This is a genomic window from Candidatus Berkiella cookevillensis, from assembly GCF_001431315.2.
Taxonomy (GTDB): Bacteria; Pseudomonadota; Gammaproteobacteria; order Berkiellales; family Berkiellaceae; genus Berkiella_A; species Berkiella_A cookevillensis.
The window spans coordinates 1,887,515-1,913,259 of the sequence record NZ_LKHV02000001.1; the positions used below are offsets into that span (position 1 = coordinate 1,887,515).

Here is a 25,745-nt window from a genome sequence, read left to right on the forward strand (position 1 = left end):
ATTATGTGTAAATTACACTTCTATTTCATGAATGTACAATTATCAACATCCAAATAGGTTAGATTAATGACAAATTGGTTAGATGTATTGCCAGCCACACAAATTCCTCCAGGCACACACCATGTTATTGTTAAAGAAGGCGTTGCTATTGCCGTCTTTAATATAGAAGGTAAATTTTATGCCATTGAAGACAGTTGCACTCATCAAGGACTTCCCTTAAGTGATGGATTCCAAGAAGAGGATAAAATTATCTGCCCATTCCATGGTGCTAAATTTTGTATCAAAAGTGGGCGAGCACTTTCCTCTCCCGCATACATTAACCTCAAAACCTTTGATACGCGATTAGTCGCAGATATGGTTCAGGTCAAAGTATAACTCGTATTTAAGCAAATCCCACATATAGGACAATCCCACATATAGGACAGCCAATTATAAATATTGCTGTTTTAATTCCGTTAAGACGATTTATTTTTATTTGACACTTAAAATATTAAATAAAAGAAATAGAATGAATAAGAATTGATTAGAAAATAAGCAAAACTGAATTAGGCAACGTGATCGGCAATATAGCTTTTCTTTGCTTGAGTAATACCTTTTAAACCCTTCCGCCCTTCTTTGCCAAAATTCAATAGCAAAATTTCACTCCCTACTGCATGGGCAAAGCTTTTACCTAAATTTTTGACTAATGAAATCCAACTCGGAGGATTGAATTGTAATCTCGTTAAGATAGGAGCCAAATATTCAGGAATAGAACCCGCCTCTTTATCATCGCGAATAACTCGACCGGTATAGTCCACAAGCTCTAAATAATCTATTAACTTAAAATCTATGGCATGAGAATGATCTTTTGAGATGTTGGAAAAAGGCACTAAGGACTTGGGTTGTGCAAGATTGTTGTATATATCAGCTTTTTCGCGCTTAAGCTGTTTAATGGATTTTGGTTTATTAACCTTTAATTGCTTAGAAATATGCTGAATCCGCTCATAAATGGAGGTAAACTCTGACGCTTCAGGTGTTTCTGCAATCCCTGCTCTCACAGGATTTAAATCAACATATACCATTGCACTTAAAAGTGCACCTTCATCCAATAAAGCTTGAGATTTAAAACGCCCTTCCCAAAATCTACCTGCAGTATCGTCTTCTTTATTTACATTACGAGCGATTTTTTCATTTAAGCAACGCATAAACCAACTGATGCTCGTCAAGCGCTCTTTCCAAAGCTGTACCTTTTTCTTTAAATGCTTATTTTCCTTGGCATCGTTGGGGAAAATGGCTGACCAACGATGGATAATTTCTTCTTCTGACCAATTCTCAGCTACTTTATCTTCTACATATAAAACAACATGATAATGATTACTCATGATGGCATAAGCACATATTTTGATGGCAAAGATATTGGCTAAATATTTCAATCGATCGACAATCCACGCTTTACGATGCGAATAATCTTTCTGTGTTAGTTCATCAAAACCACACAAAAAGCTGCGACGCACACATCGATTCATGACGTGATAATACGGTGTCGCATTCAAATCAATTTGTTCTGAGCGGGCTAAGGTCATAGATTAAATAACATCCTTATTACTGGTTTGAATTTTAGTAAAAAAATTCTGTGTAGTTCAACTTATCTTTGGCTGTCCTGATTAAAAATGGATGTCCTTTTTGGAAATCGGCTTAAGGCTACCGTTTATCGACTTGTGCTTGTCAGTCACACATATATCTAGTCAAATAGCCTGGTTATTAGGCTATCTCCACTTCAACCCTTATATATAGCGTTGAATTTTAAGGCTGTTTTGAGACATGAATACTAAATCATCAACATTGGCATTTGCAGATATTATCGTGGCAGATACACTCACTATTTTTCCATCAATGGAAGATTCTGAAATTACAAGTCAAGATACTGCAGAGTCTACAGAAGATAAAACACAAGATGTTAGGCTTGTTGATGCACTTAGAGAAATAAAAAACAATCCAGCCGCTGCGACTCGCTCACTTTCTGTACTTAAAAGCTCTGGCTTCACACAACCTCTTAAAGTTGAACAAACACCTTTACATATCGCTGCAACCAAAGGTGATGTCAATGAGATTAAAAAATTATTAAAAGCAGGATGGAATGTTAATCAAGAAGATTATCGTAGTGCCATGCCAATTCACATCGCAAGCATGTTTGGTCATCTTGAAGCCGTACGCGTACTGGTGCAACATGGGGCAGATTTAAAGGACAAGAGTTACGAAGGTCAAACCGCACTACACTTAGCGGTGCTCAACTATCATGTTGATGTTGTTAAACATTTATTAAACGCAGGCGCTAATCCTAAAGATAAAACATATGCTAATCATAGCAACGCTTTTGATCAAGCCTTAAAATTACTGGATGGTTTAACCGACGAATTACTAAAGTCTCCACAAAATCCTGAACGACTCACGCAAGCTAAAAATTTAGTTGAAATTATTGATGCACTTTGCCAGCACAGCCAAGCCCCCTTTCTTGCAACATATGGTAGTAGCAGCAAATCAGCCTCTCTCATGCCTATCAGTGTGTTGTTAGATGTTTTTTCTTCTTATATAGAAGATAACGCTCTAAAAAACATGATGCTCGATACTGCACATAAAATTGCACTTCAAGATGACAGTGGTGAAAATTATATTCGTGCAAAAACTTTTTTAAACACTTTTGCAACCAGTGAAACCTATCTTGTTAAAGTACACAAAAATCAAAATGCACTTGTGGAAACAGATGGGTATTATGCAAAATATATCACTAAAACCATGGCTCAAACAGCCCAAGTATTCTCTACTACTTTAGAAGATGTTCAAGCAAGAAAAGTATTTGATAAAATCTCTGCTAGCTTAAAGCTATCTTATGAGTACGCGCAAAATTTTGCAGATCCTAAAGCGGCCGAGGCTGCTTTGGCACATTATCAAGAAGGGGAAACCGTTTTATTACCCACTGGCTGGCGTGGTCATAGCGTTGCTACTTTCTTTTCAAAACCACAAGCTACTTTTGCCGTAGCAAATGCAGGCAAACATTATTTTGAAGATCCCTTTGGTGTTATTTTTTATAAGCTTTCAGATCCTGAAAAAGTATCTGAAAATCATTTTCATAAAATTTTAGCCAATCAAGAACAACTACTATTAGAATTCAAAAGTTTATACGAGCTTGGCATTAATGGGCGATTTGGCTTTATTGAAACCCCCAAGCAAGCACATGGTAATTGCACTCATTATAGCTTTAAAATTGTCGTTGAAGGGCTGGCAATGATTGAATATCTCAATCTAGGATTGAGTATAGAAGAGGCTCAAGCAAAAGCACATCACTATGCAGAGCAATTTGAAATCTATCATAACACTTATTTAATAGACGATATGATCACTGAACACTCTTTATTAGACATGAATGCCTATAAAGATATTTACAGCGAGCTATTGAAGCAAGCAAAGGATTCTGCTGTTGCAAAAGAAACAAGTGATTATCTAAAAGAAAAAATAATGGATGTTTTTCAGGTCGATCTAGAGGCCCACAATGCACCTTCACAAGATACAAAAATACATCTGGGTGATGTGCTTGAATGGATTGGTGCAAAACTGCCTACTTTTAAAACAGCTGCAGGAAATACAACAGACAGTCCACAAGAAGACAATATGGATTTATGTTTAGATAACAGCTCTTTCACGCCTCATTTTAATGAAATTAATGGCGCGCCTATTGTGCATGCCCTTGATGACATGCACATTCAACTACAACCTGATCTATTATAATTTATAGTCACAGCACATGAGCTTTAGGGTAGGCGTCAAGCCTCGAGCAACCGGAGTGTACATAAAAGTACATGAGGATTGCGAGAGGGCGAAGACAACACCCCCTAAAGTTCATGTGAGAAGACTATAGCTGTTTTGCTAAAAATAACCACGTCTCTAGTACAGTATCTGGATTCAAGGAAATACTATCTATCCCCTGCTCCATGAGCCAAAGCGCTAAATCAGGATGATCAGATGGGCCTTGGCCACAAATGCCAATGTATTTATTGTGCTTCCTGCAGGCCTCTATTGCTTGTTTCAATAGATATTTAACCGCAGGATCACGCTCATCAAAACTGGCAGCTATCAATGCGGAGTCTCTATCTAACCCAAGTGTTAATTGGGTCATATCATTAGAACCAATTGAAAAACCATCAAAATAAGCTAAATATTGCTCTGCTAAGATAGCATTGGTTGGCAATTCACACATCATAATAATGCGTAAATCATTTTCCCCACGTTTCAAGCCATTTTGTGCTAAAACATCGATAACCCCTTTTGCTTCTTTGAGTGTACGCACAAAAGGAATCATCACTTCAACATTTTTAAAACCCATATTATTTCGAACATGGCGTATTGCCTCGCACTCCATTGCAAAACAGGCTTTAAAATTGTCTGCAATATATCGAGATGCACCCCGAAATCCCAACATGGGATTTTCTTCTTTGGGTTCGTATTTATCACCCCCAATCAAATTTGCATATTCATTTGATTTAAAGTCAGAAAATCTCACAATGACTTTTTGAGGGGCAAATGCTGCGGCTAAGGTAGCAATACCTTCTGCTAATTTTTCAACATAAAAATGCCTTGCCGAAGCATAACCCTTGATACGTTCATCTATTTTTTTCTTCGTTTCTGAATTCTGCGAATCATATTCTAAACAAGCATTTGGATGAATACCGATCGTTTGACTGATGATGAATTCAACGCGTGCTAAGCCAATGCCTGAATGCGGCAAAGAAGCAAAATCAAACGCTCTATCGGGATTTGCCACATTCATCATAATTTTAAAGGGAATAGGCGGCATTTTATCAAGTTCAAGTTTATTGACTACAAAATCTAATTGACCTTCATAAATATACCCCACATCCCCTTCTGCACAGCTTACGGTAACGCTTGAGAGATGTGTAATTTTTTCTGTTGCATCATGACACCCCACAACGGCAGGAATACCTAATTCCCTAGCAATAATGGCAGCATGACAGGTTCGTCCACCACGATTGGTTACAATCGCAGATGCGCGTTTCATAATAGGCTCCCAGTCTGGATCTGTCATATCAGTTACAAGTACATCTCCTGGTTGGATTGTATCCATGTCGTCAATGCTACTCACAACCTTAGCAATGCCTGAACCGATTTTTTGACCAATACTTCTACCTTCTACAATCACCTTACTGCGCTGATTAAGCTGATAGCGCTCCATAATTTGAGATTTTCGGCTTTGCACTGTTTCTGGACGCGCCTGTAATATAAATAACTCTTGTGTTTCACCATCTTTAGCCCATTCAATGTCCATCGGTCTGCCATAATGCTTTTCAATAATCAGTGCAAGCTTGGCTAATGTTTCTACTTCCTTCTCATTGAGCGAAAATTGATTTTGTAAGGTCAAAGGCACTTCTACTTGTTGAACACTTGTACCCTGCGATCGCAGAGCTTGATGCTCTGCATAAATCATTTTTCGTTGTTTGCTACCAATGGATTTACGAATAATCGCAGGACGATTTGCAAGCAATGTCTGCTTATGGACATAAAATTCGTCAGGATTCACAGCCCCTTGCACAACCATTTCACCTAAACCATAGGAAGAGGTGATAAAGATTACTTGATCAAAACCTGATTCAGTATCAATGGTAAACAATACACCGCTAGAGGCTAAATCACTGCGCACCATTCTCTGGATACCTGCAGACAGTGCAACATCATGATGATCAAACCCATGATGCACTCGATAAGAAATCGCTCTATCATTAAACAATGAAGCAAATACTTCTTTCATTGCCACTAAAATATTATCAATGCCCTTTATATTTAGAAATGTTTCTTGCTGTCCTGCAAAAGATGCTTCTGGCAAATCTTCTGCCGTTGCAGAAGAACGAACCGCTACAGTACAAGGCTCACCATTACTGAGTTTTTCGTATTCTTTTCTGATTGAATTCTCTAACTCTGGTTGGAAAGGTGAATCAATAATCCATTTACGAATCATTTCACCTGTTTGCTTAAGTAAAGCAACATTATCAACGTCCAGCGCTTTAAGTGTTTGCTCAATTTTCTTATCCAAGCCACCTTGGCTTAAAAATTCTCTAAATGCTTCGGCGGTTGTTGCAAATCCAGGTGGCACTTTCACATCTGCTTTTGCAAGATTACAGATCATTTCTCCAAGTGATGCGTTTTTACCGCCCACAATGGGGACATCCTTCATACCAAGTTCAGTAAAGGGTATAACATATTTTGAGACAGGCATAACTTCTCCAAAAGGGGCATGGTACACTAGAGTAGATCATCTTACATTTGGAGAGCAGAGTGAAGCGTAGAACAGCGTTTTTTGTCTCAGATAGGACAGGTATTACTGCCGAAACCCTTGGATTGAGTTTAATTTCCCAATTTGAAGAGGTTCATTTTACGCAAGTTACCTTACCATTTGTGGATTCAGAAGACAAAGCGCAAGAAGCGACCAAACGCATCAATCAAGCTTTTGAAGCAGATGGCGCAAGACCCTTAATCTTTGCAACCATCATAAAACAAGATATCCGTGAAATTTTAGAACGATCTCATGCCTTTTATATCGACTACTTCAATACTTTCATAGGCCAACTTGAGCACGAATTAGAAACGCCTTCAACCAAAGCTATTGGCCGTATTCATGGTATGCGAAACACAACAGTATACAACTCTAGAATGGATGCGGTTAATTTTGCACTTAATTTCGACGATGGTGCCAAAACATCTAACTATGAAACTGCAGAAATTATTTTATTAGGTGTATCTCGCTCTGGCAAAACACCTACTTGCTTATATCTAGCCATGCAATTTGGGATCCATGCTGCCAATTATCCTATTACTGAAGAAGATTTAGACAACGATGGACTACCCAAATTTCTCATGCCTCACCGCCAAAAACTCTTTGGTTTAACCATTGAACCAGAACGATTACAAACCATACGCCAAGGCAGACGGCCTAATAGCCGATATTCTGAACTAGAACAATGTAAACGAGAAGTAAAAGCTGTTATGAAATTATTTCATCAAGAAAACATTCCCTATCTAAACTCAACTAATGTATCTATTGAAGAGCTATCGACAAAAATTCTTGTGATTTCAGGCATTGAAAGAAGAATTCGTTAATTAGAGCATATACACCACAAAGTTATTCATCAATAAAATATTTTGACAATCTTTAGTGATGAAATGATAATTCAAACGAGTTGACAATCTTATAGTTATCTAGCTTTTGAAATTTTATTTGGAGTTACATATGAGAAGTTTATCCAGTCATGAAATTCAATTTGTTTCAGGTGGCGCACAAACCGTTGTAGAAACTGAAATCATTATTTACCAACCCAGCCCCTTGGTTATTTTCGTTAGAGAATTTGCTTATCTTGTGATGCAAATTGGACTCAATTTATTAATTGATATTCTCTTATACAGTGGCGATGAACATGTCTATGTAGATGAGTATTATTATTACTAATACATTGAGATAAAAGGAGTGGGCACGCTAATCGCTTTGTCCCCTCTGCAATACTGTAAAATTATTTTTTACAGAACTCTCGATTCGCAACAGCGAATCATAACGCCTCCACCAATTTTGGGAGAGGCTGGCCGAAGGCCTGGTGAGGGTTAAATATGAGTAACATTCATAATCAACCCACGAAGAAAAGTCAGCCTTATGAAAGCAAGAAATTTGCTTCACCACGCTCATCACACACTCAACACCTGCATTAAACTATCAACAGGCATATCCCACAACTGATCTGCATTGTTAAACAATTCAAACCATTGTTCTGTCTTTTGCGGCAAAACTTGATTGCAGTTATTACAAAACTTCTCAAGCAACAAAGGAACACCTTCTTTACGGCGGCTTTTATGGCCAACAGGATAAAAAGATTCTCCACTTAAAGCTTGCTTTGTATTCTTAAATTGAATATGCAGCTTATTTGGAATAGCGCGTTTGTCTGGATCGAAATATGCTTGTGTAAAGGCTGGCTCTTCTATTACTTCCATTTTTGCCCTTAAATTATCAATCCTTGGATCTTTAGCAAAACTATCTTCATAGTATTCTGCTTTGAGATCGCCCATTAATAGTCCAACCGCCACCATATATTGAATACAATGATCTCTATCTGCAGGATTATGTAAAGGCCCTTGCTTATCGATAATACGCTTACCCGCTTCTTGCGTGTAAATAGTAATTTTTTCTATATTGTCTAAGTCATCTTTTATATCTGCATGCATGTTAAGCGCTACTTCAACAGCGGTTTGGGCATGAAACTCAGCAGGATAAGAAATTTTAAACAATATGTTTTCCATGACATAGCTATCTAGCGGCTGTACAATCTTTAGTGGCTTGCCATCAAAATAGCTTGCTTCAAAGCCCCATTTAGGTGCAGTCAGAACACTGGGATATCCTTTTTCACCTTGCAAGGTTAATAAAGCCAAACGCACTGCTCGGCTGGTTGCGTCTCCTGCTGCCCATGATTTACGGCTACCCGTGTTTGGTGCATGTCGGTAGGTGCGTAAGCTCTGCCCATCTATCCACGCCTGCGAGAGTGCATCGATGATTTGATCTTTAGAACCCCCTAAAAGCTTAGTTGCCAGAGCAGTGCTTGCCACCTTCACGAGCACAACGTGATCAAAACCGACCGCATTAAAGCTATTCTCCAAAGCCAAGATACCTTGAATTTCGTATGCCTTAATCATTGCCTCGCAGAGAGAACGAACAGTGTAAGACGCTTTCACATCAGACGTTCTGCAACGATAGTCCATTACCGCGAGTAAAGCACCAAGATTATCAGAAGGATGCCCCCACTCTTTGGCAAGCCAAGTATCATTATAATCCAACCAACGAATCATAGTACCAATATCAAAGGCGGCTTTAATGGGATCGAGCACATAGTCTGTAGCTGGAACACGTACACCATTTTGAATACTCATACCCTTCACCCACGGCCCCAGCAGCTTTTTACAGGCAGGAAATTTAAGTGCTAAAACAGCACATCCAATACTATCCATCAAAGCTAAGCGTGCTGTATCAAAAGCAAGGTCACTATGAATTTCCTTATCTGCAACATAATCAGCAATTTCCAACAAAACTTTATCTGGATTGGGTCTAATATTTTGCATAACAGTCCTTTATTCTTTTTCTTTGCAGATCACAAACTAACGCACAGAAATATCTGTCAATGGTCTAGCACTTGGGCCAATATATTCTGCTGTAGGTCGGATAAGCTTATTATCTTTACGTTGCTCTATAATGTGTGCTGCCCAACCTGTGATTCTTGACATCACAAAAAGAGGTGTAAACATAAAAGTAGGGATGCCACAAAAATGATAAGCACTGGCACTATAAAAATCTAAATTTGGAAATAATTTTTTCTCTTCCCACATCATAGATTCAATTTTTTCTGAAACAGGATAAATTGTTTTATCCCCAGAGAATTCTGCCAATATTTTTGATTGTGCTTTTATCACATCAGAGCGTGGATCGCATTTCTTGTAAACACGATGCCCAAAGCCCATAATCAACTCTTTTTTCTCTAGCATTTCTTTAATACGTGTTTGTGCTTCTTCAACGCTATTAAACTGAGAAATCAAATACATTGCAGCTTCATTTGCACCGCCATGTAATGGGCCTCTTAAAGTGCCAATGGCTGCGGTTACCGCAGAATAAAAATCAGATTTAGTCCCCGTACAAACACGTGCAGCAAAAGTAGAAGCATTAAATTCGTGCTCAGCATATAAAATTAAAGAAATATCTAAAGTTTTTTCCATCATTTCTGCTAAATCTGAATGCTGCCGAATCCGTGGCCCATGTAATAACGTTAGAAAATGCGCAGCAGTGGTTTCTGCGGCAATATTGACTTCAATTTTATGGCCGTTTTGATGATAGTGGTACCAATACAATAAGGCAGAAGGAAAAATTGCAAGTAATCTATCCGCAATATCTTCGGCTCTTTTGCCTTCCACCTCAGGCTCAAGCACACCTAGCAAAGAACAGGTTGTACGCAATACATCCATAGGATGCGCACTGCCAGGCATTTTCTCCAAGCAATTTGCCAATGCTGGCGGAATACCACGTAAACTTTTTAATTTATTTTGATAATTTTTTAACTGCTGTTTATTAGGTAAGGTACCCCAAATCAGCAAATGTGCAACTTCTTCAAAGCATGCTTTTTCAGTCAAATCATAAATAGAGTAACCTCGATAATGTAAATTATCGCCGTCTTCACCGACAGTGCATATCGCCGTTCTTCCTGCAACAACACCTTTTAATCCTGCTTGGCTCCCTGTTGGATTACTACTCATCACTTGACTCCTCTTGCTCTAAATAACGATTTAATTTTTCTTCATATTGTACATAATTTAATACATCATACAGTTCATCACGTGTTTGCATTAAAGAAATGACGGATTGCTGTGTACCTTCTTGACGAATCGCTTGAAATACACGAGATGCCGCTTGATTCATCGCTCGAAAAGCACTTAAAGGGTAAAGAACCATATCAACATTATTTTGTTTGAGTTGTTCCACTGTATAAAGTTGTGTTTTACCAAATTCAGTAATATTTGCTAAAAGCGGAATAGAAATATGTGATTTGAAGCGTTTATATTGAGCAAGATCGGTAACGGCCTCTAAAAATAATGCATCAGCCCCTGCTGCTTCATAAGCTTTAACTCTTTTAATAGTTTCTTCTTCTGCTTCATAATGCAAGGCATCCGTACGCGCCATTAACATGAATTGCGAATTTGTTTTACCCGCACATGCAGCTTCTAAGCGAGCACACATTGTATTAGTCTTAACGATTTTCTTTCCATCTCGATGACCACAGCGTTTAAAATTTGCTTGATCTTCTATATGAGCTGCCATTGCGCCTGCATTGCAGAGTAGTTTAACGGCTCTTTCTGTATTGAGAGGGCTATCCCACCCCGTATCAATATCTACCAATAAGGGTAAATTTGTTATCCGCGTAATAGACTGAACTTCATGCAAAACATCATCGAGTGAAGTCAAGCCCAAATCAGGAAGCCCTCGAACGTTCGCGACACCAGCCCCTGATAAATACAAAGCATTGAAACCTTGTTGCTCAGCGATTTTTGCACTCAATGCATTGATAACACCCACAATTTGTAAAGGGTGTTCATTGTGAAGGACATCATAAAAAGAATTTTTTTGAGTCATAACTTGTTCCATAAGTTATTAGCAGGCTGTCATTGTAACCTGCCTAAAACCAAGCTTCTAGCCCACAAGCTTCAAATAAGTTTTTAAATTAACTTTATTTTGAAATCCAATGTGCTTTTCTAAGCATGATAAATAAGAGTGGTGGCAAAGAAAGTGTAACAAGCCCAACAATAAGATAAGCTTTATATAAAATTTGGTTTTCCATATTTAACTGGGCGGGTGGAATAAAACAGATTGTCATTGCAAACAAAGAAGCCAATATTCCCAAACAAGCAACGATCCACATACCCATATTATTTTTACCTGGCACACGATAATGCCTTAATACTTCTTTTTGCGTATACCGCAATCTAATACCCGCTGCAAAAATTAAAATATACATAATCATTGCAAATTGAATGGTCAGTGCGGTTACAATCCAAAATGAGCTATTTACATCCGGCATAAAAAAGAAAATCAGCGTCAATGAAGAGGCAATGACTGCTTGAAATAAAAGTGTACCAATTGGCATATTATTTTTATTTACTTTCTGCAAAAAAGGTGGCAAAAAACCATCTGTCGCACAGGTTAGAATGCCTTTTGCAGGCCCTAAAATCCAGGTATTAATACCCGCAAGTGAACCAACCACTGCCATGAAGGCCAACACAGGAACCGCCCAGACCATACCAAAGGCATGAAAAAATGCTTCATAGGCCTGCATAAGTCCAGCGAATAAACTCACATCTGTTTTTGAAACAACAAATGCGATTGATAATGAACCCAATATTGAGATAGCCAAGATAATAACGGCTGAGATAAGTATGGCTCTAGGATAATCTCGCTGTGGATTTTTGGCTTCTCTAGCGTGAAAAGCAGACATTTCCATACCTGCCAAACCTAATAAAACACCCGCAAAAAACACCATACTTTCAAGGCGAAACTCTGGCAAAGCTGATTGCATACTGACTTCCATTTTAATAGGGTTACCTAGATACAACCAAATCATCCCTAAGGAAATAATCAGAATACCTGGCAACAAAGTACCTAATATGGCACCCATTGAGCTGATCCAACCGGAAGTTTTCATTCCTAAAAAATTAACAAAGGTTGCTATCCAAAAAACACTTAGCATCACAACAACCATGTAATGTTTATTATGGATAAGAGCGGGGTTAAAGATGTAAGCAAATGCACCAGCAGTAAAGGTCAACACTGTTGGATACCAAGAGATGCTCAACATCCAAGAAATCCACACCGCAAAAAAACCAACTTTTTTACCAAAGGCTTCGCTTACCCAAGCATAGAGACCACCCGCATGCGGCCACCCTGTCGCAAGCTCAGCGCAAACCAAGGCAGTTGGAATAAAAAAGACAAATGCAGCTAAAAGATAATAAAAAATACTAGCAAAGCCATACTCGACCATGATAGAAAGATTTCTCAAACTGATGATTGCAGCAACATTAATCATCGCCAGAGTAAAAACACCGAGTATTCTTTGGTTAACCAACTGTAGCCTTTGGCTTGTATAATATTAGCCGGAAAGCTTATCTTAACTTGTCCTTAGGATGCAATCATTAATTGGATTCATCACCGTTTTGTATAGCTTCGAAGATTTGTTATCTAACAATCAAATTCTATTGTTAAATTTAAGGAATTATTAATGCCATTCCCTATTATCTCATTTGATGCAACTGTGGAATTAACCCAAACACAATACTATTTAAAAGCAGCTATAGAATTACTTGGAGCGGAAGCTTTTGAAGGACCTGGTAGAGATTATAATGGTTTTCCAGAAATATTGTTTAGAGCGGCCAATCTTGGAGAATACCTAAACAAATCAGAAACCGCTTCTATCATGCTTTTCCATCAAATTGTGAGACATCCTGAAAGGGAATACACTTATAGAAATTTCAATTCAGCCATGACCTTTGGCTCATTTGTTGCATCAAATCTCTTAATATCCACTGTGCTAAACCGCTATCAAGGCAATCCAAATTTTAACAAGATACTTGCATATCATCTTCTCAAATCAGCAACCAATGCTTATAACGCAGCAGCCTTACATTACCAAGATAATGCAACAGAGCAAAGCATTCAAGAATGTCATCAACTCTTAATTTATGCATATTCTTTACTAAATGCCTGCGAATTTTTATGCCCTGATGCAATAGAACAAGATCCTTATTTACAGAAAACACACCACACTTTACTAGAAAATTTCATTGCTGCAAAAGAAGAACTCCAAGCAAAAGGCGTTGTGCTTGAAGTGAATGAGCTTAATACTCTTGTTGAAAAAAGAAATACCATTGAAGAAAGAATGTTTAGAAACACAAAGGCACGCGTTATCTTTACACCAGAGCTAAAATGGGCGCAAAGATTAAATCCATCTGCTTTAGCAGAACTCATTCACATTATCCAAGAAATACAGGCAGGTAATCTACCCAGACAACAGATTGCGCTCTATCTCTCTCATTCTGTAGGTCATGCAATCACTTTAGATATTTCTAAAAATAATAACTCTCAAAAAATAGAGATTATTGCATTGGAATCAACCTGCAACTGGCAATTTGTAGATGCCTTACAAAAAATAACAGATGCCCTCACAAAATCTGAAATCAAACATAATATTATTGCCTGCCAAACAGGGCTACAAAAAGATGGCATGAGCTGTACGGCTTATGTTTTATGCTTTTTATCCTTACTTGCCAAAACATCCTTTCAAGAACTCAGTCAAAAAACAGCATCCTTTCACGCACAACCAGATTTTTTCATCTCTTCTCAATTGGGCTCACAATCTATGTCTACCATTCCAAATGTCAGATGGTTCGACGTAACAGCATTAGGTAAAAAAGCGGTGATGATGGGTCAATCTTTTACAAAAATGCGTAGTGATCTACAGAAACTCTTTCCAGATCTTGAACACAAAAAAATTGAAACTATGATCGCGGATCTAAAAAGGCATTATAATATAGATAGCAAAGAAATTGACTCTTATATTGACTACAAGCGCAGAGAATACAAAGCCATCGCATCAGGACAACCCTTTAAGCATATCTCTTGGGATGGCATTGCAGCGAAGCTGACAGGGACATCTCAAAAAATACCACCCACACGAGAAGTGGCATTGCGCCGCTTAGCAGCAGGCTTTGGAACAGTTCAAGAACTCGAATATCTGATTTCCAGTATGGAAGCATTATCTCTCTCCTGCCAAGACAGCGGTGAAAAGGGTTATACCCCTTTACATCATGCAGTTAAAAATGCCAAAGAGAAAAGAGCTTTCTTATTGTTAAGCTCAGGTGCCGATCCCGATATTGCGGATAAAACACCAGAGCACAAAACAGCAAGACAATATGCTGAAGCATTAGAAACCACCCAACCTTCATATATAAAGACCAAACTTGCACAATAAAGCACTGAATCATGTAATGCCGGTCAGTAAAGAAATGAACGAAGTGAATGATTATCTTCCCTTGGAATCAAGGGAAGAGGCTCAGCTTTAGTGAGCAGATGGATTTTTTTAAATCTTTATTTATAAAATCCCTCCGCCGCAGACGGCGACTCCCTTTGATTGTAAAGCTGTCTCTTAGTCACATTTTTGATTAAGCTACAGAGTTATATTTTTAACAGAGTTCTCGATGAGCATAGCGAATAAAAAATCCCACTTTTTGAAGGGGGATGCGCACTGATAAGTGCGCAAGGGGGATTTATGCTGGAGGCTAAGTTCAAAAAGCTAAATCCCTCTGCTCGTCGCAGCTACGCTGCACGAGCGTCTCCCTTTACGAAAGTGAGAACATGTTCGCTTTGCGAACGAAGAAAAAGACAGTTACTATGCTTATAGTCAACTTATGTAGAAGAGACAGGATTACAAAGTGGGCGTAGGATGCTTCGCACCAACACTCATACTTGTATAGGTGCTAATCTTTTTATAAACGAAATATAGATTAGGGATTCTGCTCTAGATTATCAACCAAACAAGCTTTTATTATCTTTAAGTTGACGCCTATGAGCCTTCGCTGGCATGACAACACAAATCACTTAATGCAGGTACGGATAAAACACCAGAACAAAAAACAGCAAGACAATATGCTAGTGATTTAGTGAGTTTCCATTCATGAGTTGTAACTTCAAATAAATTACTGATTAATAGCATTATTAATACGCGGACATAATATTTAGGATAGTTATGAAGCTGCATTGTTTTGGTGCGACACAAGAAGTAACCGGCTCTTGTTTTTTAATTGAGAATCAAAATAAAAAGATCCTCGTTGATTGTGGCCTTATACAAGGAAGAGCCATAGATGAGAAAAGAAACTACGAAGCCCTTCCATTCGTTGCCAAAGAAATTGATGTGGTTATTCTAACCCATGCCCACATTGATCACTCTGGCAGACTGCCTATCTTAATTAAAAATGGATTCAGTGGAAAAATTATTTCTCATCCAGCAACCATAGATCTATGCGATATCATGCTGAGAGACACAGGTTTCTTAAATGAAAAAGAAGTTGAAACCTTAAACCGTAAGCGAGAAAGAAAAGGACTCGACTACCGTGAGCCACTCTATACTGTTAAAGATGCTATAAATACTATGCAATTTTTTAGCCCTCTTCCTTATGACAAAATCGAAGAAATATTACCCAATGTAAAAATTAGATTTTTAGATGCAGGTCATATTTTAGGTTCAGCCATTGTGGAAATGTGGTTAAGTGAAGGCGGTGTTACTCGAAAAGTTGTCTTTAGTGGTGATTTAGGACGTCAAGGATTACCTATTTTAAAAGATCCTACCTTTGTTAAAAATGCAGATGTGGTCATTATGGAGAGCACCTATGGTGATAGAAATATACAACCGTGGAAAGAAACCATAAAAGAATTTTCACAAATAATTGAGGAAGCACTCTCATCAAAAGGAAATATATTAATCCCTGCTTTTGCAGTAGGTAGAAGTCAAGAAATTTTATATAGTCTCTTTGTAAATTACGATAAATTACCCTTACAAAATACTTACATTTTCTTAGACAGCCCTATGGCAATAGAAGCAACTAAAGTATATACCAAACATTGGCAATTATATGACAAAGCAACAAAAGAGTTAATAAAGACCAGCGGTAGCCCCTACCAATTGCCTAATCTACGTTTAACCGTAGATACAGAACAATCTATGGCCATCAATCAAATCAAACAAGGTGCCATTATCATTGCAGGAAGTGGTATGTGCGAAGGTGGCAGGATACGACATCATCTCAAGCATAATATTTGGCGTAAACAATGCCATCTCTTATTTGTAGGTTATCAGGCACAAGGCACACTGGGACGCACGCTGATAGATGGCGCATCAGAAATTCGACTCTGGGGAGAAAGAATGCGTGTTGCTGCTAAAATACATTCTATTAACGGCTTTTCTGCCCATGCCGATCAGGAAACCTTACTAAAATGGTACGGCCATTTTGAAAGTAGCCCCGCACTTATTCTTGTACATGGAGAAATTTCGGCACTCTCAACGCTGCAAAATGAAATATATCAAAAATTTACAGTACATCCATGGATACCAAAATACAAAGACAGTTATGATTTAATTAAGAAGCAACCTATAAGTGAGGATTAAAATCATATTTAACCCTCACTCGCTTCTTTGAGGCCCCCTCTCCAAAATTGGTAGAGAAAAAAATGCTCTCTTTGCGAACGAAGAATAGGCAACAATATTTTATATCAAATCCCAGAAATTCCTTAAGTTAACGCCTATAAGCCTTTGCTGGCATGACACATATATTCTACTGTGTCATGCCACAACCTAAAGAAATATCATTGGACAGTAGAAAGAGATTCAGACGATACAGCTACATTCTCTTCTCTACCTGACAAGATCCGTAACATCACAGGCACCACATACAATGTAAATACAGTACCAAGCGCCATCCCACCCACAACAACCCAACCAATTTCTTGGCGCGATTCACTACCAGCACCCATGGCAAGTGCAAGCGGAATGCAACCACAGATGGTTGCCATGGTTGTCATTAAAATGGGTCTAAATCTTAAAAAACTTGCCTTAAGAATTGCTTCTTCTAGAGAGACAGCTTCATCTCGCAATTGCTTGGTAAATTCAACGATGAGGATACCATGTTTCGTGATCAATCCAACCAAAGTAATAAAACCAATTTGACTATAAATATTTAAGCTCCCCCCATGCAAATGCATGGTAATGAGACTACCAAAAGTAGCAAGTGGCACACTCAACATAATGACAAAGGGTTTAATAAAACTTTCAAATTGCGCAGCTAACACCAAGAAAACAACTAACAGCGCAAGTAAGAAAGTATAATAAATACTACCAGAAGAATTCATATACATGCGCGTGGTGCCGGTATAATCTATCTGTGCAAGCCCATCTATTTCTTCAATAACACCTCGAAAATATTCAATGGCTTCATCTACTGTATAATCAGGCGCTAGTGATGCAGAAATTTTGGCACTGGGTAATTTATTAAAGCGATTTAAGCTAGAGGCCACTGTCACTTCTTTTGCTTCAATGAAATTAATCAATGGCACCATTCCATTTTTAGTTCTTACTTTGACATCATAGATATCTTCCAGTTGATGTCTAAAAGCTTTAGATGATTTAACCACAACATCGTATTGTTTGGCGCCTTTTTGAAAGTGAGTAACATCTCTACCCCCCATCAGTATTTGTAAAGTCTGCCCGATCTCATCCACGCTCACGCCTGACAAAGCAGCTTTCTCTCTGTTAACAACCAACTCAATTTGTGGCTTATTCGCTTTTAAATCTGTATCCAAATTTGAAAGCTTAGGATTCATCCTTGCTTTAGTCATAACCTTTTCAACCGTTGTTTTTAATTTTTGATAATTTCCTGGATACTGGATCATGATGCTCACACCTGTATCAAAAAAATCATCCGATAAAGAAGATGGCGGATTCAAAGCAAAGCTCATCAATCCGGGGATCATATAAAGCTTTTGATTTAATTCATCCACCACTTGGAATTGAGATGCTTTTCTCATGTTTCTATCTTTTAAGATAGTGAAAGCAATGGCTTGACGCACATTTGGATAGCCTACAATGAGGAAGTAATCTTTTATATCTTCAATACTGTCGATGATAGGCTCAAATTTCAAAGCATGCTTTGTTGTAAATTCAATGGTTGCACCTTCTTTTGCCATACCCATCAGCATTGCAAAGCCTCTGTCTTCCATTGGTGTCATTTCAGATTTTAAACTACTGAATAAAATCCCGTTTGCAACCAAAACAAGGGCAAGTGCCGCAACAATCCAATAACGTTTTTTCAGACAAAATGCTAAGCTCTGACGATATTTTTGAGATATCTTATTAATACCGTTTTCAATGATGTAATAGAACTTACCATGGCTACTTTCTTTTTTAAGTAGCTTTGAACACATCACAGGAGACAAGGTAAGCGCAGTAAAACCGGATATAAATACACAGCCAGCAAGTACTACCGCAAACTCTGTAAATAGCTTACCAAATTTACCTTCCATAAAGGCAATGGGCGCAAAGACTGCCGCTAAGGTGAGTGTCATGGCAATAACCGCACTACCAATCTCATTCATACCTTTGCGTGCAGCTGCTATAGGTGATTCACCTTCTTCAATATGACGATAGATATTTTCAAGTACCACAATGGCATCATCTACCACCAAACCAATCGCCAAAACCATTGCCAATAAGGTAAGCAAATTAATACTAAATCCAAATATATATATCATCATCATTCCACCCAGCAAGGAAATGGGTATGGTGATGATAGGAATCAGGGTTGCTCTCATGGATCGTAAGAAAATAAAAATAATGAAAACAACCAACAGCACCGCTTCAAGAATGGTTTTACGCACTGCTTGAATCGATTCTTTAATGACTTTGGTAGAATCATAAGCAATTTGAAGCTCAATGCCTTTAGGCAACGAATTTTTAATGCTGGGAAAAACGCGATAAAGCTCATTGGCAATATCTAAGGGGTTTGCAGTCGATTGCTTGACCAAACCAAGCGCCACACTGGGCTTGCCATTAAAGCGCGCAATAAATCTTGTGCTCTTAGCATCAATCCGCACATCAGCAACATCTGCAAGCTTAACTAAATAGCCATTGCTATCACGTAAAATAATATTTCTAAATTCATGTTCTGTCTGTAAATCTGTTTTAGAATAGATGGTAAATTCAGTTGTCTCTCCTTCAATACTTCCTGAAGGTAAAGCAATATTCTGTCTACTAATGGCATGGATCACATCTTGAACTGTCATTTGATAGGCTGCTAAGCGTGCCGGATCTATCCAGACTCTCATAGCTGGTAGTCTGTCACCGACCATTTGCACCCTTGCAACACCCGGCAGTATCTCTAATTTGTCTTTAATGGTCTGCTCAGCAATTTCACTCATCTGCATTAAAGAAAACTGTTCACTGGAAAGCGATATCCAAACAATAGCATGTGAATCCGCTTCTACCTTTGAAACAATTGGATCTTTAGCATCTCGTGGCAGCTCTCCTTTTACCCGGCTAATGTTATCCCTCACATCATTGGCAGATAGTTCAATATCTTGATTGGGTTTAAAGACCATCGTTACATTACTAGAACCATCATTACTAGACGATTGGAGAAAATCCAAGCCTGTGATTCCTGAAAGCGCATCTTCAATAACGCGTGTAATTTCTGACTCAACGATTTCAGCACTTGCACCAGGGTAGCTTGTGGAGACATTAATGACGGGTGTCGTGATATCTGGGTATTCACGTACAGTGAGCTTTTGAAAAGCAATGATACCCGTTAAAACAATCATCAAATTAATAACAATTGAAAAAATGGGTCTATTAATACAAAACTGACTTAATTTCATAATTGCTTCGTTATTTTGCTTCGTTATTTTTGTTTGTGACGACTATTTTTGCACCATCAAATAGCTTTATTTGGCCCGCCAAGACAATTTCATCATCTTTTGTTAAACCACTTAGAATTTGAACCATGTCTTTTTCTTTAATACCGATGCGAACTTCTGTTAATGCTACTTTATCTTCTACAATTTTATAAACATAACAACTATTTTCTTTATATATGATGGCTTCTTCTGGAATCGTTAAAGCACGCTCAAATGTATTAAATACAATATTTAATCGGGAAAATAAGCCTGGTTTTAATAGAAAATCTGAATTATCAAAAATAGCTCTCGCATGAATAGCTCTGAGCGTTGAGTCTAAAGCAGGCGAAATGGCATATATCTTACCAGCAAAGGTTTTACCTGCTATTGCATCTATCTGTAACTGAACAGGCAAGCCCTCTTTTAATTGTAATAAATATTTTTCTGGCAAATAGAAATCCACCAGAATATTACTGATATCCACCAATTCTACTAATGGTTCTCCTGGGCTAATGTAATCACCAATATCTACATCTTTAAGACCAAGTACACCAGAAAAGGGAGCAATAATACGTGTTTTCTTAACATTGGCTGTTGCAAGTTCAACACTGGCCTCATCGAATTGTAATGAAGCTAATGCTTCCTCTACCTCAGAAGAAGAGCCTGTGCCTTTTGCAAGCAATTTTTTGACACGCTCATATTTGAGTTCACTCAGCTCATGTTTTGCCTTTGCTTGTTTTAAAGCAGCACTATAAATACTATCTTCCAGCTTAATAATGGTTTCACCGGCTTGAACAGATTTTCCTTCTGCCAAATGTAAATCAACGACTTTTCCAGGAATATCTGATTGCAAAATGATACTTTTCTCTGCTTTGAGCTCACCTTGAGCGCTTGCGACATTATATAAAGTACGCTCTGATACTTTTACACTCTCTATTGGCGCAGGTGGTATTTCACTTGGCATCTCTGTAGCATTCAAGACACATACACGAGCAATAAACAGAAAAATAATGGTTAAAAATTGCACTGTACGTGACATAGATGGACCTGCGATGGTTATAATATTATTTATTCAAGAAGCTCAATTTAATTCAAGTTCTTTATGATTTTCTTGCTTGATGATTGACTGATTCAACAAAATTCTAAAGCAATTATTTTTTAGCTGGCCAAAATAGCACAATTTATCCTACAATGTCTACTATCGCATTATATGCAAACGTTGATCTGCTGTCTTAAAAATCAATAAATACAGTATTCTTGCTCAGATGGATTGCTTCGCGAAGCGCTCGCAACGACGGAGTTGCGAGCAACTGTCCTGAAGCATTAAATTTCACGGGCCGACACAACGGTCGGCCCCTACAAAGATGCCATATGTTTGTATCAAATAGAAGTGAAAGTATTGTAGGGGCGGGTCGCTGTGCCCGCCCGTCAAAAATTCAAAAAAGTCATAGTATTAAAGTAGTACAGGCAAACCAAAGCGTGCCTACAACACGTTAGCCGTAATGCCAGTCAGTTAAAAAATGAACGAAGTGAATGATTATCTTCCCTTGGAATCAAGGGAAGAGGCTCAACTTTTAGTGAGCAGATGGATTTTTTTATCTATGCTTTAATCACTCCGCCGCAAACGGCGACGCCCTTTGACAGCAAAGAAAGCATACGACGCTTTGCGCTACTATCGAAGTTAAAAAACTTATTTATTTCTTCTTTGATTTCGCTTTTTTATCTTTTGACTCTTTCGCTTCTCTGGTATCAATGGGACTACTGGTTGGCACACTTTCATCTATCACACCATCTCCCAAAATATCATCAAGTCTCAAAACAGGCACTGAAGAAGGCCTTGTTTCTGTCATTCTAACAACTGTAGAGCGCGGAAGTATCTCTGCTGCCGATGATACAGACTCAAGATCTACTGGCGAAGATTCTGATTCTACACTGTGGTGATGCGGGCTAAAACTCAGTCCAAGACCTCTAAATTTCTTTGTTAAGCCTGATAGTGTCGTACGCTTGGTTAAAGGTGGTGTTTTATCATTTTTTTTACGCTCTTTTTTAGGGCTTCTTTCCAAGTCAAAAGAAAAATCATCTGCATCTGAACTCACTATCGGCTTGATGCTTTTACCTCGTCTTGGATGAGATTCACCTGTGTAAGAACGCCTTCTTTGCTCAGAAAAAATCAAAGGAGAAGAAGAGTGTTGCATATCTGCATCTTCTTCTAAACTGCTATGTACAGAAGAAGACAATAATAAAGGAGGCGATGAAGGTATATTTAATCGTAAAGATGAAGAAGAAAGGCTTTCTTGTGATAACTTTAATGCTTGTGAATGCGCAGAGCGTTTTGGACTGTCTGGTATATAACGCCGAACACTCGAATTATTTGTTTCTGCCGACGGCAATCCTTCTGCTCTGCGTGCACGCAAGCGTCTAGCGGCTAATATATTCTGCATATAATGCGGATTTGTATATTTTTCTGAAATTTCGTACTTTCCGTACAATTTTCTAAGCTCTGATTGCAAAATAATCAGCTCTTCAAGCTCAGGTCTTTTGGCAGGATCTTCGTTCGTGCATCTTATTAATAATCGATGCAAAAATTGAACAAGCGCCGTTGCATCAGGATTAAGCACTTGCTCATACATGGTAGGCTTAACAAAGCTCTCGCAAAACACATCTGATAATAAATGCCTTATCTCATCGATTGTTAAATTCCTATCAAAATGCTCAATTTCTTCTATAAGAAGTAACTGTGCTCTTAATACTTTTTGAAAATTTATTTGTGTCAGTATTTCTGCAATCACAACACCTAATGAAAATAAATCAGTAGCACCCGTTATAAATGGCCTTTGTGCGGGCGGCAAATCCATTTCAGGAGCAGCATAACCTTTTGTAGAGCGATTTGTTTTATCTAATTTAACAATATCTTCTTCACTTATTTTCCGATATCGATAAGCAGAGCCAACATCAATCAATACCAAAGGATTTAACCCCGTATTCAATGGAAGTTCTGCAACAAAATTGTCTGTTTTTATATCTCGATGTGCAATGCCACGTATATGAAATTCAACCACACACGCAAGCGCATGCATAATAAGCTCTGCTCTTTTTAGAAGTGGCAATTTTTCTTTTTTACTAAAGTGCTCAATACTGTCTTCTATATAGTTATGATCTCTTTCGTATAATAAATCGAATAGTTTAATGCTGCGGACATAGTCCATCAGTGTGCAATGCAATCCCTCTTGATTTTGAGCAATCCCAACAAAGCGGTTAAACTCACGTAGCATTTTTCGCTCTTGGTCTCTGTCTTCATCAGCAGAAATACTGTCAGGGTGAATTTTAACTGCTATATATTTTCTCGTTTCAAGATTCTCTGCAAGTAGTACTTCTCCCTGCCCTCCTTTACCAATTGAACGGGAAAGTAAAAAAAGACAATTCTTACCTGTTTGAAAGTTATATGTGTAGATTATGTTATAGTTTTGAAGTCGTGTACTTTCAGGATCTTCTATTTCAATGCTATAGACATGACCAAGCTCAAGTTTCTGTCGGATCACCTGTTCTTGAATTAATTGTCTAGCCTCTTCAGAAAGTGAAGCTGGCGCGATTGTTGATGAGCTTTCAAAATTTTGATCAGATGAAGAAGAGGTGCCACTTAACAATGTATATACCCAAAATAACATGTTGCAATGCATGATGCTAGCATATCATTTAAGCGACAATCAATTTTAAACGGCGTTTAACTTAGATATCTACTAACTATAGTTATTTTTAATTTTTGCAGAATGATTTAGCTCTTTGCCAAACAACTTAAACTCTAATTCACCCATTTGACGTACAAGATGCTCTTGAACTCCAGGGATATCCACTGCTAAGTCGCTCTGAGTGCCATCAAGAATTTCTGTCAACCAAACAACAGCATAATCGCTATTTTCTAACTGAGATAATTCTGCAACCGCTTTATTATCTGTAGAACGCGGTAAGTCAAATACACTGGTCAATAGGAATCTATCAACATTTGTGTCTTCACGACCAATTGCAGATTTTTCAGTCCATTGCTGTTTTGCTAATAATTCAGAGTGTTCCCCTGAACGAATAGCTTCTAATAATGACTCAGCTTGTGCCATTGTTTTTGCATTGCTTTTTTCATAAATAAGCATTGCCTTGATATCATCTTTTACAGATGCAAAATCTTTGGGTGCGGCTGGAACAGATTCAGAAATGCGCAACACAACGTAACTTTTATCATCCAGTTTAATCAAGTCACTGTTATTGCCATCGTTTTTAACATAATCACTGAACGCGGCTTCAATGAATGCTTTGGCATTTAAATCTTGATCCGCAGGTCCAAGCGCTCTATCAAATAGTTCGGTGTGCTTTATAGTCAAGCCTAATTTATCCGCAATCGGCAACAAACTATCAGGGTGATCATAGGATATATTTGCTAATTGATCTGCCAAATTCACAATTTCATCTTCTGCCCAACGCTCTCTCATCGCTGCTAATACTTTATCTTTTACTGTTTCAAAGGCATGAATCTTTTCAGCTTCCACATCTAATAGCTTAACAATATGGATACCATAATCTGTTCGAATAGCTTGGCTTACTTCACCTTTTTTAAGTGTAAAAATAGCTTGCTCTAGTTCTGGCAATCCTATTTCACCTTTTACTATCCACTCTAATTTTCCACCTTGTTGCTTTGTCTGTGTATCATCTGAATATTGAGATGCCAGACTATCAAAAGATTCCCCTGCCTTTAGCTTTGCTTGAATATCTTGAACTTTTTCTTTGGCTTTTGCCTCCAGATCTGCTTCTGCATTTCTGGGGATCTGTATCATAATGTGTGCGGGCAAACGTCTCTCAGGCTCATTAAATAAAGCTGAATTTTCTTTATGATAAGCTCTTAATTGGTTGTCATCTGCATGAAACTTCGCTTTGAGCTCATCTGCATTTAAGCGCACAAACTCCACAGCTATTTTTTCAGGTGTATAAAATTGAGCTGTATTTTCGTCATAATATTTTTTTATATCATCATCAGAAACAGAAACGGTATCAATAAAATCTTTTCGATGGACAATTGTATATTTAAAGCTTCTTTTTTGAGTGTAAAACTTCACAAAAGAATCAATTTCAGGTTCTACAACAAAACTGGTATAGGCTAAGCTTGAAAACAATTGCTGCTGAAGTAATTGTTCTGTTAATAAGCTTCTAAAGGCCTTATCGTTGAGATTCATACCATATAAAACGCGACGATAGACCTCGGCAGAAAATTGTCCATCTTGTTGAAATAATGGAGATTCATAAATGATTTGCTCAATACGTGTTGGATTGACTCTAAAACCAAGCTTTGCAGATGTTTGAATTAATAGTTTTTCTTCAATGAGGCTATCAAGCAATTGCTTTTTAATAAGGCTAGAATCAAGCTTAGATACACTTTGATTTTGCTGGCTCAGCGTTTCATACCGAGATTCAAGTTCTTGAAGCATGATTTTTTGGCCATTCACAGTTGCGACTGTGCTGCCTGAGGATTGTGTGTCTGGAGATAAGAAACTTCCCGACCCCCAAAATAAAATGAACGTTAATGCAATTAGAATTACAATCACCCAGGCAATCCAACCTTGGGCCTTTTCTCTTAATGCTTGTAACATTTTATTAACCTCATAGAGAGATGGGGCTGAGCCATTCAAGAAGCAATTCATCATGAATTACT

At 38.0% G+C, this 25,745-nt stretch carries 16 protein-coding genes; 6 read left to right on the forward strand and 10 right to left on the reverse strand.

Annotated features, from left to right (window positions below):
* Window positions 1–66: 66 nt before the first annotated feature.
* Entirely contained in the window at window positions 67–375 is a 309-nt protein-coding gene (locus CC99x_RS08180; RefSeq protein ID WP_057623912.1) for a non-heme iron oxygenase ferredoxin subunit, read from the forward strand.
* Window positions 376–545: 170 nt separating this feature from the next.
* On the opposite strand, the gene CC99x_RS08185 is transcribed toward CC99x_RS08180, so the two are convergent.
* A complete protein-coding gene (locus CC99x_RS08185) occupies window positions 546–1,562 on the reverse strand; it encodes a transposase (RefSeq protein WP_057623914.1) in 1,017 nt (338 codons plus the stop codon).
* 238 nt (window positions 1,563–1,800) lie between these two features.
* Between CC99x_RS08185 and CC99x_RS08190 the strand changes: the two genes are divergently transcribed.
* Window positions 1,801–3,762, forward strand: a complete 1,962-nt coding sequence (locus CC99x_RS08190; RefSeq protein WP_057623916.1) for an ankyrin repeat domain-containing protein — start codon at window positions 1,801–1,803, stop codon at window positions 3,760–3,762.
* A gap of 124 nt (window positions 3,763–3,886) precedes the next feature.
* On the opposite strand, the gene ppsA is transcribed toward CC99x_RS08190, so the two are convergent.
* Window positions 3,887–6,262 carry a phosphoenolpyruvate synthase gene (gene ppsA / locus CC99x_RS08195; RefSeq protein ID WP_057623918.1) on the reverse strand — a complete coding sequence of 792 codons (2,376 nt, stop codon included), beginning with the start codon at window positions 6,260–6,262 and terminating at the stop codon, window positions 3,887–3,889.
* A gap of 59 nt (window positions 6,263–6,321) precedes the next feature.
* On the opposite strand from ppsA, the gene ppsR reads away from it, so the two are divergent.
* Window positions 6,322–7,143, forward strand: coding sequence for a posphoenolpyruvate synthetase regulatory kinase/phosphorylase PpsR (gene ppsR / locus CC99x_RS08200; protein WP_057623920.1), 822 nt, complete (start codon window positions 6,322–6,324; stop codon window positions 7,141–7,143).
* A gap of 130 nt (window positions 7,144–7,273) precedes the next feature.
* Window positions 7,274–7,489, forward strand: a complete 216-nt coding sequence (locus tag CC99x_RS08205; protein WP_057623921.1) for a hypothetical protein — start codon at window positions 7,274–7,276, stop codon at window positions 7,487–7,489.
* Between the two features lie 230 nt (window positions 7,490–7,719).
* Here CC99x_RS08205 and CC99x_RS08210 read toward each other — a convergent pair whose 3' ends face one another.
* The 4 genes from CC99x_RS08210 to CC99x_RS08225 form a co-directional block, all read right to left on the reverse strand.
* Window positions 7,720–9,141 carry a bifunctional 2-methylcitrate dehydratase/aconitate hydratase gene (locus CC99x_RS08210; RefSeq protein ID WP_057623923.1) on the reverse strand — a complete coding sequence of 474 codons (1,422 nt, stop codon included), beginning with the start codon at window positions 9,139–9,141 and terminating at the stop codon, window positions 7,720–7,722.
* Window positions 9,142–9,177: 36 nt separating this feature from the next.
* Complete coding sequence (gene prpC, locus CC99x_RS08215) at window positions 9,178–10,323, reverse strand: bifunctional 2-methylcitrate synthase/citrate synthase (RefSeq protein WP_057623925.1); 1,146 nt, start codon at window positions 10,321–10,323, stop codon at window positions 9,178–9,180.
* Window positions 10,316–11,197, reverse strand: a complete 882-nt coding sequence (gene prpB / locus CC99x_RS08220) for a methylisocitrate lyase (RefSeq protein ID WP_057623927.1) — start codon at window positions 11,195–11,197, stop codon at window positions 10,316–10,318. Before prpB ends, prpC begins: the two co-directional genes overlap by 8 nt.
* Before the next feature lie 94 nt (window positions 11,198–11,291).
* On the reverse strand, window positions 11,292–12,683 hold the full coding sequence (locus CC99x_RS08225) for an amino acid permease (protein WP_200953418.1): 1,392 nt from the start codon (window positions 12,681–12,683) through the stop codon (window positions 11,292–11,294).
* Window positions 12,684–12,836: 153 nt separating this feature from the next.
* Between CC99x_RS08225 and CC99x_RS08230 the strand changes: the two genes are divergently transcribed.
* Together CC99x_RS08230 and CC99x_RS08235 are read left to right on the forward strand one after the other, a co-directional pair.
* Window positions 12,837–14,585 (forward strand): YopJ family acetyltransferase, encoded by a 1,749-nt coding sequence (locus tag CC99x_RS08230; protein ID WP_057623932.1) that lies wholly within the window; start codon window positions 12,837–12,839, stop codon window positions 14,583–14,585.
* 774 nt (window positions 14,586–15,359) lie between these two features.
* Window positions 15,360–16,775 carry an MBL fold metallo-hydrolase RNA specificity domain-containing protein gene (locus CC99x_RS08235; RefSeq protein ID WP_057623934.1) on the forward strand — a complete coding sequence of 472 codons (1,416 nt, stop codon included), beginning with the start codon at window positions 15,360–15,362 and terminating at the stop codon, window positions 16,773–16,775.
* 197 nt (window positions 16,776–16,972) lie between these two features.
* Here CC99x_RS08235 and CC99x_RS08240 read toward each other — a convergent pair whose 3' ends face one another.
* The 4 genes from CC99x_RS08240 to CC99x_RS08255 all read right to left on the reverse strand — a co-directional run bounded on the left by CC99x_RS08240 (window position 16,973) and on the right by CC99x_RS08255 (window position 25,683).
* Window positions 16,973–20,035, reverse strand: coding sequence for an efflux RND transporter permease subunit (locus tag CC99x_RS08240; protein ID WP_057623936.1), 3,063 nt, complete (start codon window positions 20,033–20,035; stop codon window positions 16,973–16,975).
* Window positions 20,036–20,045: 10 nt separating this feature from the next.
* Window positions 20,046–21,092, reverse strand: coding sequence for an efflux RND transporter periplasmic adaptor subunit (locus CC99x_RS08245; protein ID WP_057623937.1), 1,047 nt, complete (start codon window positions 21,090–21,092; stop codon window positions 20,046–20,048).
* A gap of 655 nt (window positions 21,093–21,747) precedes the next feature.
* Window positions 21,748–23,718, reverse strand: a complete 1,971-nt coding sequence (locus CC99x_RS08250; protein ID WP_057623939.1) for a protein kinase domain-containing protein — start codon at window positions 23,716–23,718, stop codon at window positions 21,748–21,750.
* A gap of 72 nt (window positions 23,719–23,790) precedes the next feature.
* Window positions 23,791–25,683 (reverse strand): SurA N-terminal domain-containing protein, encoded by a 1,893-nt coding sequence (locus tag CC99x_RS08255; RefSeq protein ID WP_057623941.1) that lies wholly within the window; start codon window positions 25,681–25,683, stop codon window positions 23,791–23,793.
* Window positions 25,684–25,745 lie beyond the last annotated feature (62 nt).

Bases quoted from the DNA above. Each gene is read 5' to 3' on its own strand.
- CC99x_RS08180 (WP_057623912.1), top strand. From the start codon at position 67: ATGACAAATTGGTTAGATGTATTGCCAGCCACACAAATTCCTCCAGGC.
- CC99x_RS08185 (WP_057623914.1), bottom strand. From the start codon at position 1,562: ATGACCTTAGCCCGCTCAGAACAAATTGATTTGAATGCGACACCGTAT.
- CC99x_RS08190 (WP_057623916.1), top strand. From the start codon at position 1,801: ATGAATACTAAATCATCAACATTGGCATTTGCAGATATTATCGTGGCA.
- ppsA (WP_057623918.1), bottom strand. From the start codon at position 6,262: ATGCCTGTCTCAAAATATGTTATACCCTTTACTGAACTTGGTATGAAG.
- CC99x_RS08205 (WP_057623921.1), top strand. From the start codon at position 7,274: ATGAGAAGTTTATCCAGTCATGAAATTCAATTTGTTTCAGGTGGCGCA.
- CC99x_RS08210 (WP_057623923.1), bottom strand. From the start codon at position 9,141: ATGCAAAATATTAGACCCAATCCAGATAAAGTTTTGTTGGAAATTGCT.
- prpC (WP_057623925.1), bottom strand. From the start codon at position 10,323: ATGAGTAGTAATCCAACAGGGAGCCAAGCAGGATTAAAAGGTGTTGTT.
- prpB (WP_057623927.1), bottom strand. From the start codon at position 11,197: ATGACTCAAAAAAATTCTTTTTATGATGTCCTTCACAATGAACACCCT.
- CC99x_RS08230 (WP_057623932.1), top strand. From the start codon at position 12,837: ATGCCATTCCCTATTATCTCATTTGATGCAACTGTGGAATTAACCCAA.
- CC99x_RS08235 (WP_057623934.1), top strand. From the start codon at position 15,360: ATGAAGCTGCATTGTTTTGGTGCGACACAAGAAGTAACCGGCTCTTGT.
- CC99x_RS08240 (WP_057623936.1), bottom strand. From the start codon at position 20,035: ATGAAATTAAGTCAGTTTTGTATTAATAGACCCATTTTTTCAATTGTT.
- CC99x_RS08245 (WP_057623937.1), bottom strand. From the start codon at position 21,092: ATGTCACGTACAGTGCAATTTTTAACCATTATTTTTCTGTTTATTGCT.
- CC99x_RS08250 (WP_057623939.1), bottom strand. From the start codon at position 23,718: ATGTTATTTTGGGTATATACATTGTTAAGTGGCACCTCTTCTTCATCT.
- CC99x_RS08255 (WP_057623941.1), bottom strand. From the start codon at position 25,683: ATGTTACAAGCATTAAGAGAAAAGGCCCAAGGTTGGATTGCCTGGGTG.